Origin of the sequence: Ulvibacterium sp. (assembly GCF_965228935.1) — a bacterium.
Lineage (GTDB): Bacteria > Bacteroidota > Bacteroidia > Flavobacteriales > Flavobacteriaceae > Ulvibacterium.
The window spans coordinates 4,023,788-4,037,941 of sequence record NZ_OZ245846.1; the positions used below are offsets into that span (position 1 = coordinate 4,023,788).

The 14,154-nt window shown below is 42.8% G+C and carries 14 protein-coding genes; 3 read left to right on the top strand and 11 right to left on the bottom strand.

Annotated features, from left to right (window positions below):
• Nucleotides 1-120: 120 nt before the first annotated feature.
• From ACO06Y_RS17080 to ACO06Y_RS17100, 5 genes are all read right to left on the bottom strand, one after another.
• Nucleotides 121-1,209 carry an amidohydrolase family protein gene (locus tag ACO06Y_RS17080; protein WP_422080220.1) on the bottom strand — a complete coding sequence of 363 codons (1,089 nt, stop codon included), beginning with the start codon at nucleotides 1,207-1,209 and terminating at the stop codon, nucleotides 121-123.
• Nucleotides 1,210-1,222: 13 nt separating this feature from the next.
• A complete protein-coding gene (locus ACO06Y_RS17085) occupies nucleotides 1,223-1,852 on the bottom strand; it encodes a nucleotidyltransferase family protein (protein ID WP_422080221.1) in 630 nt (209 codons plus the stop codon).
• Nucleotides 1,852-2,862: an XdhC family protein gene (locus ACO06Y_RS17090; RefSeq protein ID WP_422080222.1), complete on the bottom strand. Its 1,011-nt coding sequence runs from the start codon at nucleotides 2,860-2,862 to the stop codon at nucleotides 1,852-1,854. The genes ACO06Y_RS17085 and ACO06Y_RS17090 overlap by 1 nt, the downstream gene beginning before the upstream one ends.
• 64 nt (nucleotides 2,863-2,926) lie before the next feature.
• Nucleotides 2,927-5,104, bottom strand: coding sequence for a DUF5916 domain-containing protein (locus ACO06Y_RS17095; protein WP_422080223.1), 2,178 nt, complete (start codon nucleotides 5,102-5,104; stop codon nucleotides 2,927-2,929).
• 16 nt (nucleotides 5,105-5,120) lie between these two features.
• Nucleotides 5,121-6,056 carry a polysaccharide deacetylase family protein gene (locus tag ACO06Y_RS17100; protein ID WP_422080224.1) on the bottom strand — a complete coding sequence of 312 codons (936 nt, stop codon included), beginning with the start codon at nucleotides 6,054-6,056 and terminating at the stop codon, nucleotides 5,121-5,123.
• 145 nt (nucleotides 6,057-6,201) lie between these two features.
• Here ACO06Y_RS17100 and ACO06Y_RS17105 point away from each other — a divergent pair, with 145 nt between their 5' ends.
• Both ACO06Y_RS17105 and ACO06Y_RS17110 read left to right on the top strand, forming a co-directional pair.
• Nucleotides 6,202-7,299, top strand: coding sequence for a vWA domain-containing protein (locus ACO06Y_RS17105; protein ID WP_422080225.1), 1,098 nt, complete (start codon nucleotides 6,202-6,204; stop codon nucleotides 7,297-7,299).
• Nucleotides 7,300-7,515: 216 nt separating this feature from the next.
• Nucleotides 7,516-7,683 carry a hypothetical protein gene (locus tag ACO06Y_RS17110; protein WP_422080226.1) on the top strand — a complete coding sequence of 56 codons (168 nt, stop codon included), beginning with the start codon at nucleotides 7,516-7,518 and terminating at the stop codon, nucleotides 7,681-7,683.
• Nucleotides 7,684-7,690: 7 nt separating this feature from the next.
• On the opposite strand, the gene ACO06Y_RS17115 is transcribed toward ACO06Y_RS17110, so the two are convergent.
• From ACO06Y_RS17115 to ACO06Y_RS17130, 4 genes are read right to left on the bottom strand one after another with little or no spacing between them, the layout of a single operon-like run.
• The gene (locus tag ACO06Y_RS17115) at nucleotides 7,691-9,178 is read right to left on the bottom strand and encodes a M14 family metallopeptidase (RefSeq protein ID WP_422080227.1); all 1,488 of its coding nucleotides are present in this window, start codon (nucleotides 9,176-9,178) and stop codon (nucleotides 7,691-7,693) included.
• Nucleotides 9,168-9,842, bottom strand: coding sequence for a peptidoglycan recognition family protein (locus ACO06Y_RS17120; RefSeq protein ID WP_422080228.1), 675 nt, complete (start codon nucleotides 9,840-9,842; stop codon nucleotides 9,168-9,170). The genes ACO06Y_RS17115 and ACO06Y_RS17120 overlap by 11 nt, the downstream gene beginning before the upstream one ends.
• Nucleotides 9,843-9,853: 11 nt before the next feature.
• A complete protein-coding gene (locus ACO06Y_RS17125) occupies nucleotides 9,854-10,282 on the bottom strand; it encodes a 3D domain-containing protein (protein WP_422080229.1) in 429 nt (142 codons plus the stop codon).
• Entirely contained in the window at nucleotides 10,279-11,721 is a 1,443-nt protein-coding gene (locus ACO06Y_RS17130) for an FG-GAP repeat domain-containing protein (RefSeq protein WP_422080230.1), read from the bottom strand. Before ACO06Y_RS17130 ends, ACO06Y_RS17125 begins: the two co-directional genes overlap by 4 nt.
• 183 nt (nucleotides 11,722-11,904) lie before the next feature.
• Here ACO06Y_RS17130 and ACO06Y_RS17135 point away from each other — a divergent pair, with 183 nt between their 5' ends.
• Nucleotides 11,905-12,306 carry a DUF2452 domain-containing protein gene (locus tag ACO06Y_RS17135; RefSeq protein ID WP_422080231.1) on the top strand — a complete coding sequence of 134 codons (402 nt, stop codon included), beginning with the start codon at nucleotides 11,905-11,907 and terminating at the stop codon, nucleotides 12,304-12,306.
• On the opposite strand, the gene ACO06Y_RS17140 is transcribed toward ACO06Y_RS17135, so the two are convergent.
• Nucleotides 12,301-13,176 (bottom strand): pirin family protein, encoded by an 876-nt coding sequence (locus tag ACO06Y_RS17140; protein WP_422080232.1) that lies wholly within the window; start codon nucleotides 13,174-13,176, stop codon nucleotides 12,301-12,303. The genes ACO06Y_RS17135 and ACO06Y_RS17140 overlap by 6 nt on opposite strands.
• A 14-nt stretch (nucleotides 13,177-13,190) precedes the next feature.
• Nucleotides 13,191-14,150: a 2-hydroxyacid dehydrogenase gene (locus tag ACO06Y_RS17145; protein WP_422080233.1), complete on the bottom strand. Its 960-nt coding sequence runs from the start codon at nucleotides 14,148-14,150 to the stop codon at nucleotides 13,191-13,193.
• Nucleotides 14,151-14,154 lie beyond the last annotated feature (4 nt).

Sequence of the window (14,154 nt, forward strand, 5' to 3'; positions counted from 1 at the left end):
TCAATTTTACGGTTTACTCCCCAAAACGCTGTTCTAATTTCGGTTTCGGGGTTTCTTAGTACAAGTTAACCATCTTTTTCTTTCAGGGAAGCCTAGTGATAGTTAAGATTTGATAAAAATTTATTCGCTGGGAAACAGGCTTTTATCCAGCCCTGGTATCAGTTTAAGGGCATTTTTGTAGTATACCTTTTTTAGTATTTCATCCGGAAGGTCCAAACCGTACATGGACCAAAAGGCATGGTACTTCTTATAATAGGGAAAGTATTCATCATTGGTTTCCAATACACGAAAGTAGGTAGGGAATTCATCTGGATTCCAGGCATCCTTACCAAAAAGTATACGGTCTTGGTATTTGGTAAAGAACTTTTTGGCATTCCGCGGTTGCCTTCCCAATTCTTGGATAACGGCTCCTATTCCCACGTACATGTTGGGCATTTCATCCAAAAGTTTCCCCAGTTTCCCCAGATTGTTGGCATACCAGCCCATATGGGCATTTATGAATTTAGTATTGGGGTGTTTCTTGAACATGCGATGCTGCTCATCGATAATCTGTTGCCAAGGGGCCGGATCGGTATCAGAACGTTTTCTTCCCGGACGTGTCTTGAGTTCCAACCATCGTTCATTTCTACTGCCCATTGGCGCCCAAAATGGTTTGGGATCGGCTGCATGTATCAATACTGGGATTCCCAACTCACCGCACTTGGACCAAATGAGATCCAAATGTGGGCTATCTATGGCCAAGCGATTGCCATTGACATCCTTATTTCGCAATCCCAGACTTTTATAGACCTTTAATCCTTTTGCACCGGCTTTGACATCCTTTTCCAATTGGGCGACTGCATTCTCGGTCCATCCCTTGGCCCCCGCCCCATCAAAATTCACATTGGCGAATACCACAAAACGATTCGGATAATTCTCTGAAACGTTGTCCAACATGCGCTGCAAGCCATTCCCCGAGCCTCCACTAAGATTTACCATAATGGCCATATTCATTTGATCCATAGGATTCACGAGATTGGACAGATTTTGGGAACCCATACGAAATTGATGACTATGTACATCTATAAAGGGGAACTTCGCCTTTTTGACCTTGGTTTCCGGTACCACCAAAGTTGAAATGGGGCTGTATTCCTCAAATCCCATTTCTTGGGAAATGAGCGAGGTATACGCAAAAATTGATAGGGCAAGAAATGGTAATAACCTCTTCATAGTGAAAGTGAATTTATTCCTGATTTAACGGTGTGTTTAGAATTTTGGTCAACTTTTGATAATCCTCCAAGGTATCTATATCCATAGTTTTGCCTGATGGATTGAGCGAAAGGGTATCGTTTATGGATTCCTGTATGATTTTTTTTGCCCCCATGTCCTCATCAAGTTTCCTTAAGTCCGAAAAATAGGGCCTATCAAAGATAGCCGGTACTCCAACACCTTTTTTGTATTCCGTTGCGATTATTCCCTTGGCTGAACTTTCATACGCTTGAACCATTTGGTTCAAATATTCCGAATCTATAAGTGGCTGATCACATAGCAAAATGAGAATGGCCTTTGTATTCTGCAATGATCTTTGAATGAAATCGACCCCATAGGAAATGGAAGAACCAAGGCCGAGTCTCCAATTCTTATGGAAAACAAACTGTACGCTACTACCATTTGTGCTATTCCCTCTGATTTTATCCGCATTTGCTCCCAGGATTACAACTACACGGTTCGGGCAAACTGCCGATGCATTCTCGATAGCAATATCCAATAGGTTGCCCTTTTTCCAAGGCAAAAGTTGCTTTGGAGTTCCCATTCGGGTCGATGCCCCTGCTGCTAGGATAAGAACGGTAATATTCTTAACGGCCCTGCCCATTAGCTATGAATAGATCCTTGCTTGTTCCTTAAACTTATGGGTTTTTTTTCCCGAACTACGGATAGAATTTCGGCAAGTATGGCTATAGCGATTTCTTGGGCGGTTTCCGCCCCGATGTCCAGACCCGTAGGACCATGGATGTTCTCTAAAAAGACCTCGTCGATATCAGGAATTCTTTCGGTAAGTTCGTCGAGTATTTTTTCCCTCCTTTCAGCGGGACCCAACAAACCCAGATATGCCGGACGTTCATCTTTTAGGGCCAGCAGATACTTTAGGTCTTTAACGTAACTGTGCGTCATAAGGACGATTGCGGTCTTTTCATCAATAGATCTCCCCGATAGGTCTTCCGATTCAATAGCCAATAGTTCCTTGGCACCCGGAAAATCCGTCAAAAGCTTTTCTTCGGACGGGGAAGCCACAACGGTCACCTCCCAACCGGTCAATGCCGCGTAGGAAGAAAGCTGTACGGCATCATGTTCGGCGCCGATAATCAATAATTTAAAACACGGGGAAAGCCGTTGTTCAAAAACCTGGAATTCTTCTTCTTTTTGAAACCCACTTCGAAAGGGGAATGAAACATTCCCAAATTGAAATATAGATCCAAGCCTTTGGTCGATTACATCCCTTTCTTCAAAATAGGACAACATTTTAAAATGCACACGTTCATTGAGGGTTCTAAAAAACTGATCCACTAAGTCGGAAGGTGGTTGAAAAGGTTCGATAAGAATGTACAAAATTCCCTCACAACCCAACCTATAGCGACCATCATAGGTCATAACCTTTGGAATGCCTGTCTCGAAAACACTATGGGATTGTCTATACACCTCCTTTTCAACACAACCTCCGCTGACAGCTCCTATCATTTTGCCATCTTCCCGGATTGACATGGAAACCCCAGGGCGACGATATGAAGATCCCTTTAAGGCAACAACGGTGGCCAGGACCGTTTTTAAACCATTGGCATTTGCCTCCAAATGGGCTTCTATAATCTTTTTTAATTCGTGTGTCATTGGGATACCAATATATCAAAAAATAAGGCCAATGGGATTTGGTTTAACAAATTGTTACGGTACTTTATTTATTGAACCAGTAGGTAAACTTCAAGGTCAAGGTCCAATTCCTTTGTTCAAAGGGTTCGATTCCATGATTATTGGTGAATACCAAAAACAAATCCGAAGCAGGGCTGTAACGCCACTGGAACCTGGAATTGATGTTCAGGTTCCTGGTTTGTTCATTATATTGGAACAAATTGGCAAAGAATATCTTGTTGGTAAACGTAATGTCAACTTCGGAACCTATCAACCAGAAATCATTGGTAAACCATGGCTCGGGAAGTGTTATATGATTGTAGTTGAGATTGGCGCTCAAGCTCACATAGGGCTGAAAGCGATATCCCAATTCCGTTGCAAGCCGGATCCGTTCGCCGTCGGCATAATAGCCTCCAACCCTACCCTCAAAGGAATAGGTAAACAAACTTTGGGGCCTAGCGGCAAACTCCCAGCCAAAAGCGTTCCAACGGTGTTTTGTACCGGTATCCAGTTCGGCCAATCCCAACTGTGTGGGGTCAAAAGGATCCAATAGCTCAACATAATCGTCCGAAATAAAGAAATTAAGACTGCTCCTATTGCGAAAATCAATCAAGTATTCCAAAAAGGTGGTATGATCGGTCTGTTTAAACTGCTCATTGAAAAAATAGATGGTGTTCAATCTTGGACCGTGACTAACGACCTTGCCGCGTTTTGGGAAAAAAAGATGGCCCAGGAAGGAATTGAATTTAACATAGCCCCTTCTAGGAACAAAACCGACCTCTGCCGTGTACTCCTCTCCTACCCATTCTTGTTGGATCCGCCAGTTCCATCTACGACTTTCATACTCCAAATGGGCGGCCTGGGTAACCCCATTCCCAACCTGTTGGGGTGCGAAAGACTTAAGGAAAAACGCTTTTCCGTTCCAGAGATTATTGGACGAGGCCAAATTGTATTCCACTCCCAAATTTCTATTGAATTTAGGGAATTGTGTTCTTAACGAGTCGGCGTCATTGGGATAGTTGAAGGACTGTTTATTTACGAATAGCAACCCAATATTAGATCTACTGAAAACCTTCCGTTGTAATGTTACCACTCCAAAGTTCTGACTGGGAAGGCCCGTGGCATCGATACTGGCCGTCTGCATATCCATGATTCCCAGTCGCCAATTATTATCCAGGTTGCCACTTACCCTTGCCCCTGCCCGTATGGGTACCCCCAACCCGATACGTCTCGAAAAAAAAGGTCTAATGGTGGGATAACCAAAGTCTGCGAACAAATCACTGTTCTCCAAAAAGAATTGACGGCGCTCGGGGAAGAATAACTCAAAACGATCTAGATTCGTTATCTGTCTGTCCACTTCGACCTGGGAAAAATCCGGATTTACGGTAAGATCTAGATTTAAGGAAGAGGTAAGGCTAAATTTAACATCCCCACCAATTTTGGCATCGGTTTTGGCATCGCCGTCAATCTCTAGATCTCGCTCTACCGTACCTAATACATAAGGAATCACTGAAAAATTCGTTTTAGGTGCCGGTGGTGGCCTGTCCCATACCAAGGTTCCCGTATAAGCCAATGAGGCGGTCGGAAACTGTCTGGGGATGGGTGTCCAGCTCGATTTTTCACTGGACTTCAAATCCAGCCGACTAAAATTTATGCCCCATTCGGTTACGCCGTCCTTGTAGCGAATAGACTTGAAGGGCAAAGCCATTTCAAAGACCCATTTTTCCTCATCCCTAGTGACTTCCGATACCCATTTGGTATCCCAATTCAGATCTACGCTTCCTCCCGCAAACATAGTACCATCCCACTGTGCTCCGGCGGCATTGGAACCGAATGAAAATCCGGTCGTTTGATTATTGAAAGGGTCTATAAAAAGTAAAAAGTTATCGTTCTTTCCAAATGAAAAGTCGCGACGTAAGGATTCTACAAAGTTGGTTCCCTTGGTACTGTTGTAAAATGTGGCCAACAGATAAATATTCCGATCATCATACGTCATGCGGATTTCGGATTTTTCATTGGCCTTGTCGGTATCCATAGGCAAGACCATAAAAAAATCCTTGGCCACATCGGTAGTTGCCCAGACTTCATCATCACCTATGCCATCAATGGTTACGGGTAGCGTCGTTTTTTTGATATGATAGCGATAAGACGCATTCTTTTTCTGCGCGTTGGAAGAAAATGCAATACAAAGTATTGCAAAACAGCTAAGGAACTTATGCCTCATTGAATTGGTTCGGTAGTTACTTTGCCCTGGTAATCTTATCCCTGATCTCCCGCCATGTCACCAGCACAATATCATTTTCCTTTATGAGTCGGGTACATTCTTTGCTCGTAAAAAAATCAAGATCAGCTTGCCGCCAGGCCGAACCCCATTCCGGGTGGTCCACGGCGATACCTTGCATCTCGGCATCGTCGTAAGCCAAGTGAATCAACAGGCAAGTAATTCCAGGTTTAAGGGTTTTTAGAAGTTGGCTGTAATATTCGTTACTCCCTTTTTCAAAATCTGCAGGCAAAATGCTATGGATGTAGTCCATCACCACAGTACTTTCGTCTAGAAGCGATTTTATGGCGGCATCTTGCACGGCATATATTCTGGAATCCAATAATACAGGAAGACGAAATTCCTTTCCCAACTTCATATAGGTTGCAATGTGTTCGGGCGTACTTGCGGCGGCTCCCATGTGGGGGTCCAAATGTGTTATATCCAAGCCAAACCCATAGGCTCTTTTTATCTGATTTCGCAATTCGAGGGCTACCTCGTCCGGTTGGGCATGGGCGACAAAATTAGGCACCAAAGGATAAAAATAACCGTCCTCCCCAATTAAACTGGAAACCGAGTCCTTGGACGTCACAGGCCCCCATTTATAATACTTCCATTCACTGGTCAAAGTAAGGTGTATTCCCAGATCCATCTTAGGATTTTCTTTGGCATAGGCCACAATTTCTGGAAACCAAGGGCAAGGAACCATAATACTGGCCGAGTTTACCGGACTTTTTTCCAAAGCATAGGTACTGGCCCTATTTTCCGAATGGGCAACCCCAAGGTCATCCGCATGGATAATCAATAACTTGGCATCTTCCGGGTATCCCAGTCTCTCCGCAATGGTCTTGCCCTGTCCCATAAGTAATAGTCCCTGGAAAACCAATACGAAAAAAATGATGGTGCGTAAGTGCATAAATTGCGAATTTGCAAAATCGAGAAAACAATCGTGAAAGCTACAAAATTCCAAGTTTCCATCTTTAACAATGTTTAACATATTTTTTTTTAGATCTTATACTTTTCATCCATTTCCCCCGTTCTGTGTGTTGAACCCAATACATATGAAAATGAAATCAAACTTCAGACTCCTAGCCTTTTTTTCTATTGCCTTTCTTTTGTTGTCCTGTGGCAATGCCGATGATGACGTTAATCTTGATCTTAATCTCGGGGACGGGCTCGGAAAGGGAAAACCTGTGGACGAATGCTTGGATCTTGGTGAAAACGATTTGGTATTATCCATTCAAGAACAGTTCACCACACTTCCCGGAAAAGTATCCATATTTTTTAGAGTATCCGATACCGATAATAATCCGGTACCCGGACTCACCGCAGATCAATTTACCATTTATGAACAGGGGCGGAACGATGACTGTTTTAATACCATTTCCACTTCGGAGTCCCTGGCCCGAATATCTCCCAACTCCCAGATTTTCACCAATAATACGCTGCTTGTACTAGATTTGAGCAATAGTGTACTCAGTGGCAGTTTGGAAGAATTGAAATCGGCGAGTATCAGTTTTATCGATAATGTAATGCCGGCGACACCCGAGGATTCCTTTAAGATGGCCATATACTGGTTTGACGGGGAGAACGAGCTCCATTTATTGAATGCCCCTACATCTTCCAAGCAAGAGCTTACCGTAGCCATTGAGGGAATAACGGAAGATATCAGCAATGACCCTTCAACCGATCTCTACGGTGCTGTAATAAAATCAACCGATATTGCTACCGGACTTTTGAACGAAAGTACCTCCGATGGAAAAATAGGAGCCGCATCAGTCGTTATTTTTACCGACGGTACAGATCAAGCTTCCCGCTTCACCGAGGAAGCAGCCTTAAAAAAGGTCAATGATGCCAATTCCAATATCTCGTTTTTTACCATTGGACTTGGAAGTGAGATCGATACCCAAGTATTGACCGATATAGGAAAGACCTTTAGCGTTTTTGCCGGGAACAAGGAAGAATTGGAGACTACTTTTAACGACATTTCCTTTAGGGTGTCCCAACGGGCCAATAGTTTTTACCTCTTTGAATACTGTAGCCCAAAACGTGACGGTAGTGGCGAAAGTAACCTGGCCATACAGGTAAAGGACGGAAGCAGACAAGGTGCGGTACAGACCAAATTCAACGCCAAAGGGTTTACCGGCGGGTGTGAGTAGCAAATATCAACAAGTGTATATTATTAGGGAGAATTGTTCGATTCTCCCTTTTTTATGCACTTTATCGAGATTTGAACGATTGCATTAGGGTTTTTGGCCCGAACATTGTTATTTAAACAACTAACGACTCAGATTTTATATTGACCACCTACATCCTAAAAACTATGAAGATGTGTAATCATGCCCAGGGACAGTTGGGCGTAAAGAATGAAAGTCATGGATGTAATCAACGAAATTATTCAAAACAGTGCCATAGGGCCTTTATCCAAGTGGTATAAAAGTTTGGTTCTATTATTGTTCTCCTCCATTGTGACCACCTTATTCGTTATGATGGTAATTCTGCTCAAATATGGGCCGTATACAAATATTCAGTTCGGGTATTAAAGAAGGATCATCTATAAATCATTGCATTTTTCCCTTTAAAATAGGAGTGCATTGATTTTCCGACTTTGTCCAGTTCAATTAGGAATCCGTTTACGACCGCGTACTCGATTTTGCCGTCTTTTTCCAAAACAAAAGTTGGATTGATCCCTACTTCCAAATTCAGTGTAGGCACTTCGTAGTTTTCGCTAATAATATGCAAAAGGTAAGGAGATTCCAATTGTTCCGAGGAAATACTTTTCACTCTAACGTAGATGTACCCATTTTTTAAGGCTTCAACAGTATTCAGGTCTTCCAACTGTTGTAGGTTCCCAAAAACTTTTGGATATACCATTCCTGCCTTTAGGGTATAGCCTGTGGCGTTGAGGGTTTCATATCCGTAATACGTGGACAAATCTCCCAAATCAAGAATCCGGCTGCTATACCAGAAATCGGTATTGCCCTCCTTGTCTACCTCCAATTGATTGATACCGATATCCAGAATGTAATCATTCCCTAACAATGGATAGGTAGCACTTTCAATCTTAAGGTCGAACAGCTTCCGGTCGTTTTCGGGAATCTTTTCATAATCCTCCAACGAGATATCGGTATAACTACCATTGGCAATCGTATGGATGGCGGAGAGGATGGAAACGTAGTTCAGTTTTCGTATCTCTTGTTTTTCAATATCATTGGGATATCCGCCGGATTCTATTAAAATGGCACTGGTACCCCATTTTTGGATGTTGTCCCCAAAAGCCCTCGGTTCAAAATCATCATTGTACTTACCCACTTGTCCCGGAGCATATTTTTGGATGATATTGTTCATAAAGGCAATAACCTTCATGGCATTGCTCCTTACTTCATTTACTTCCTTTTCGTAATTGTAGGCCGGGGCCAAATAGGAAATCGTCGCTGGTTTTTCCGTACGCTCGGCATTGTAATAAGTGCTTTGATCGTGGAGGTTAAAACCGAAATCGGCTTCCAAGCTATCCCGCATTCTTTTCAATGTACGCCCTTCGGGCGATTGCAATCGCAATGCATCCCGATTGATGTCGATACCCAAACGGTTTCTCCTTTGGTAGACTTCCGCCCCATCTGGATTCAACATGGGTAGAAAGTGAAGCGTTAGATTATCCAAAATTTCCTTTTTTTCATTTGCGAAATCATCGCTATCCAAGAAATTTAGAATATCAAAAATGGCTAGGGTTGCCGTTGGTTCGTTGCCGTGCATCTGAGACCAAAGAAAGACACTGGTTTCCCCCCTTCCTATGCTGATCAGGTTAAGGTCCCGACCTTCTATTGAGGTTCCAACCGTTTTGACCGTAAATTTCGGATTCTTCCTGTATTCCGTAATAAAAGGCTGGATTTCATGATACTTGACCCTCCTTTTGTCCAGACTCGGTTCCTTATACGTCCCATAGGTTTCATAGAGTTCGGAAGTAATCTCCTTTTCTTGGGAACACATGAAAAACGGTATCAAAAAAAGGAACAAAAACGGAAACAATTTAATTTGCATGGTTATTGGGTTTTGTAGGTACGGCTTTGAAATTAAGGTCTTTGACCGCTTTTCGGACTTTTTCCATAAAATCTTTTCCGGGATCGGTCTTTTCGGTACGGTATCCGTCATCCTTCTCCAACCATAGGGGATGGTCTTCAAAAAGTGTATATTCATAATGTCCTATTACATAATCAATATCGTATTTCCCTTTCAAATACCGAACCAGCCATATGTTGGATTTTAATTGGGCCTTGGTCAAGGGTAGGTCTTCCGTTCCCCCTATATTCTCCACCCCGATAGCACAGTGGTTGAGCCCTATAACGTGCCTGGCCATAGTGGTTTCGGGCATCAAACGATATATGGTACCGTCCCTATCCACCATAAACTGAGAGGATACATTGAGCCCACTTACCGAAGTAATGTCCGGTCGCCAATCGGGAAGTGTTGCCTTGTTGAACGCATCAAAGGATTTTTCAAAAGTGGGGATAACCGTCCAATGCAATACTATCATTTTTGGGCGTATTGTGGGTTCTTCCTGTTCCAGACCATAACGATCGGATAGGTATTCCAAGGTCAATGTTTTGCGCTGATTATCAAAAACAATGGGCTTGTCCACAATTTCCCTAGAAACCGAACAGGAAATTGACAATAGCAAAATAAGCAGTATTGAAATCGGTTTCATTCCATCTAGATTTAATCGGGTTTTATACTATCTCTTTTCTCTACGGCATAGGTGATCTGCACTTTTTTCCTACCCCATTCCTTGGCTTTTTTATAATTCTCTCCCATATAAATATCGATTCGTTTTTTCCATCGTTTATGCATTTTGTCCATAACATAAAAGGTATCCGAAAAGCCCTGAATTTGTACAGGTGTATTATGTTTAAGCCCTATCTCCAATAAATCCCGTGATATGGCAATGGCCTTTGTACCGGGTACAAGGGTATCTCCCCATGCCGTAATGGCCGGGTTGCCTAATGTTTGGGAAGGAAAGGAATTATATGCCGTAGCTGTGACTTCCAAAGGTATCCATTTGTACTTTTCCTCTACTATAGGGCCGTTACAGGAAATCAAAGTTATTGTAAAGATTCCAAACCATACTATTTGAGTAGAACTACTCATGGCATTTTGTCCATCAATTGATTTCTTAAGATCATAAGATCTACTTTTTTCTCTTTCCAAACCTCCGTCAATTCATCCGGCACAGGAGTAAATGTATACGTAAATGCACTTAGGATGATATCCATATCACCATCCTCATCGATATCACCGGTATCCATCAAAAACCATCGGGCATCCGGGTCTTTAATGATATGAGGGTCAAAAACAAAATTAGCGGTATCCTTGTTTTCCAAGTAAACAAAGGAATAATCCGGTTTGGTTGCGTAATCGGGAAAAGTAGAGATCAAGCCAAAATCGATATCGCCGTCTTGGTCAAAATCATGGGCAACCACCCGTGAAGCCCCATTCATAGGATAAAAATACGTTTCTTTAAATTGGTTTTCTCCATTGTTGAGATGTATTCGCATTCCATGATATGGCTTTTGAACGTAGGATTCATCCGCATTGTCCCCATTGACCGTAATAATATCATCATCGCCATCACCATCATAATCAATAAGTTCAAACCAACTTGAACCGTACAACGGACTAAATCGTATCACTTTTTCCGGTTCAAAACTTAAATCGTCCTGTTGGTATAAAATAGTAACACCCTCATCACCTTGGGAAGTAATTGCGACCAAATCCTTTCTTTGATCTTGGTTCATATCCTTGACAATAACACGGATTACCCCTGGTTGATTTAAAAGAATCTTCTTTTCGTAAGTTGAATTACCCTTATTCAATAAAAGGGAAAGACTACCTGTAAGATCCCCAAATTCACTAACAATCAGTTCCTTTTTGCCATCATTGTTCAAATCCTCTACCACGGTGTGCACCGGTCTATGGAATTGTATTGGCATGACCATAGGGTTTCCATTTTGCCACATGTAGACCTGTCCCGTAGACAAGGCAGTTGGGCGTATGGAACCGATACTCGTGGTAAAGGATAGCTCGCCATCGTTATAGTGATCCACCACGGCACTGGCCAATTTAGCTTTTGGCTGAAGCGTATCTTTTTCAATATCATACTCCAATACATAACCTTTTAAATCTCCCAAAAGAAGGCTTTTGTTTTTTTCATCAAACTCTAAATAGGTAAAGAGGGACTGCTCCTTATCGTCTAAGGAAATTAGCTCCTTAGCGAATCCTCTCAAAGGTTTGGCGACATCAAGGTTTTGCTGCTTGGGAAGGGAATCTGGGGCCATATTAATGATATAATCCCGCAACAATTCCCAATCGGCTATGTCCAACATGGGAGAATACGGATATATTCCCTTTTCGAGTAGCATGGCCTGCTCACCAAAATGCAAGTCCTTCAGCGGGTCGTATCCGTTATCCCGGATTCCAAGCCTGGCTCCCATTTCCGGTAATACATTGTTTTTCCAGATATGTCTGGGCAGTCCTTCAATTGCGGGAGGCAAATGACAGCTGCCGCAATGCGTTTGGTAAAGGGCCACTTCTTTTTTATTTCCGGAGCTACATGAACTAAAAACAAAGACGCAAAAAAGGAAAAAAAGGTAAACGAAACACCTTAAAGGACGCCACTTCATATACTACATTTTATAAAGAATTGGAATGGAATATAGCCATACCGAAACTTATGCCAAAATTATTTTCTGCTTTTCGTAATTTTGATAGCTATGAAAGAAGAGAAAAAGCCGGACGCCGTGGTCTTTGACGACGAAACCCAGGAGTATCATTCCAAGTTATTGCCCTATGCCAGTGGGGTAGGCGCACCCAGGATAACACCTCCCGATGTTACCTCTTGGAAAAATACCAATATCGTTACGGCCAACCATCAATTTAAGTCACGGTATGATGCCATAAAGGAAGCCTATCAAAAACTGATGGAGCAATACGAGTACAACAACTTGGTATATAATGCCAAATTTAATTTTGAACCCGTTACCGGGGAAACCTATTACCTGTACAAGGCAAAGGATGAAAGTACCTTTTTGTCGTTAATATCTCCGGATGAGTGCAGTTTTAATCATCTAGGCAGTTTTAAACTGGGACCGGACAAGATGTGGGAAAAGCTATGATCCTGGAAGGGGAACGTAGGTTTTGTCATCCTCCATCATCGGAAAGGTCTTTTGGGCCCAATCGTATTTTGCCGTTTCGATCCTCTCCTTGTTGGAGGAAACAAAATTCCAGTAAATATGGCGTTCTTCAGGGAAGGGTTCGCCACCGAATAACAATAGATGGGTATTGGGCTTAAGGTTTATTTTACAGGTATCCTCTACTTTTGACACCACTATATTGCCTTTGTCTATAGTTTCCCCGCAGGCCTCTATGCTCCCCTCCACGATGCATATGCCAATCTCACCCTGTACCTTATCCTTGATATCCAAAAAATAGGCGTCCGTATTGGTAATTTCAATCATGAAAAGGGGGGAATGCACGGGAACGGGAGATTTTCGTCCGTACCCTTCCCCGGCTACCAATTTGAATGACGCGGGACCCTCTACCCATTTCGGAATTTCCTCCAAACCGATATGATGGAATTCAGGTTCCGTTTCTTCCAATTCCTTGGGCAAGGCTACCCAAATTTGATAGCCATGGGCCGTAAAAATTTGCCCATTTCTCATAATATCGGGAGTTCGTTCGGTATGGGAAACCCCTTTGCCGGCTACCATCCAATTTACAGATCCAGGCTGAATACGTTGTCGAGTTCCCAAACTATCCTCATGCATAATTTCACCTTCCAATAGGTAGGTCAGGGTAGATAGGCCAATATGGGGATGTTGATCCACATCCATATATTTTTTGGGGCCAAGTTGGGTAGGTCCCATATGGTCTATAAAAATGAAAGGCCCTATCATCCGTTTTTTACGAAAGGGGATTAATCGACCTACCAGAAAATCGCCGATATCACGACTTCGCTCCTCAATAATCAATCCGATGTTCGACATAAGTGTATATGTTTCTATATAACGCGATACGGGATATCCTCCCCCTTATAACAGGCAATAATATTTTCTGCGGCATACACCGACATTCGATTCCTGGCCGTAACCGTTGCGGATCCAATATGGGGTAAAACCGCTACATTTTCCATATCCAACAAGGGGTTATCGGAATCCATGGGTTCCGGATCGGTAACATCCAAACCGGCTCCCCAGATTTCCGCGTTCTTCAGGGCCCATATTAAATCGGTTTCATTATGAACGGCACCGCGCGCCGTATTCAAAAAAATAGCGCTTGACTTCATCTGTTCAAATGCCTTTCTACCGAAGGTATTTCTAGTTTCATCGGTCAGGGCACAATGTGCCGAAACTACATCACTTTCTGCAAGCAATTCATCAAAACTTACTTTTATGGCATTCAATTCTTTTTCGGCCTGCTGATTTCTAGACCGATTACAATACAGGATTTTCATGTGATAGGCACCTTGGCAGCGTTTCGCAAATTCCAGACCAATGGTTCCCAAACCGAATATACCCACGGTCTTGTTTTTAAGTTCTATTCCCAAATTGGCCTGGGGCCTAAAATGTTGCCATTCGCCCTTGGCAATCGTTTTATGCATAAAGAACATTTTTCGGGAAACCGCCAATAATAACCCAAATGCAATGTCGGCCGTGGCATCGGTCATGGCATTGGGAGCATTGCCAATGGGAATGCCATATCGGGCTGCTGCTTCCAAATCGATATTATCATACCCGACGGCATATTGAGAGATAATCCTTAGATGGGGGTTGTCCCTTAAAAAATCGGAATCGATTTTGTAATTACTGGTGGTTAAAAGCGCATCATATTTTTTGGCTTCCGCATTCAGTTTTTCGTGGGACATAGGAAGATCCTCCGTCCATTTTACCACTTCCAGACCTGCTTCTTTCATTCGATTTATACCCGCATCGGGAATATTTAGACAAACCAGTACCTTCATATTT

What these genes read in the sequence shown, in the direction of transcription:
- ACO06Y_RS17100 (WP_422080224.1), bottom strand. Translation starts at nt 6,056, where the DNA reads ATGCACTTACGCACCATCATTTTTTTCGTATTGGTTTTCCAGGGACTA.
- ACO06Y_RS17095 (WP_422080223.1), bottom strand. Translation starts at nt 5,104, where the DNA reads ATGAGGCATAAGTTCCTTAGCTGTTTTGCAATACTTTGTATTGCATTT.
- ACO06Y_RS17090 (WP_422080222.1), bottom strand. Translation starts at nt 2,862, where the DNA reads ATGACACACGAATTAAAAAAGATTATAGAAGCCCATTTGGAGGCAAAT.
- ACO06Y_RS17110 (WP_422080226.1), top strand. Translation starts at nt 7,516, where the DNA reads ATGGATGTAATCAACGAAATTATTCAAAACAGTGCCATAGGGCCTTTA.
- ACO06Y_RS17125 (WP_422080229.1), bottom strand. Translation starts at nt 10,282, where the DNA reads ATGAGTAGTTCTACTCAAATAGTATGGTTTGGAATCTTTACAATAACT.
- ACO06Y_RS17120 (WP_422080228.1), bottom strand. Translation starts at nt 9,842, where the DNA reads ATGAAACCGATTTCAATACTGCTTATTTTGCTATTGTCAATTTCCTGT.
- ACO06Y_RS17145 (WP_422080233.1), bottom strand. Translation starts at nt 14,150, where the DNA reads ATGAAGGTACTGGTTTGTCTAAATATTCCCGATGCGGGTATAAATCGA.
- ACO06Y_RS17085 (WP_422080221.1), bottom strand. Translation starts at nt 1,852, where the DNA reads ATGGGCAGGGCCGTTAAGAATATTACCGTTCTTATCCTAGCAGCAGGG.
- ACO06Y_RS17080 (WP_422080220.1), bottom strand. Translation starts at nt 1,209, where the DNA reads ATGAAGAGGTTATTACCATTTCTTGCCCTATCAATTTTTGCGTATACC.
- ACO06Y_RS17105 (WP_422080225.1), top strand. Translation starts at nt 6,202, where the DNA reads ATGAAAATGAAATCAAACTTCAGACTCCTAGCCTTTTTTTCTATTGCC.
- ACO06Y_RS17140 (WP_422080232.1), bottom strand. Translation starts at nt 13,176, where the DNA reads ATGTCGAACATCGGATTGATTATTGAGGAGCGAAGTCGTGATATCGGC.
- ACO06Y_RS17115 (WP_422080227.1), bottom strand. Translation starts at nt 9,178, where the DNA reads ATGCAAATTAAATTGTTTCCGTTTTTGTTCCTTTTTTTGATACCGTTT.
- ACO06Y_RS17135 (WP_422080231.1), top strand. Translation starts at nt 11,905, where the DNA reads ATGAAAGAAGAGAAAAAGCCGGACGCCGTGGTCTTTGACGACGAAACC.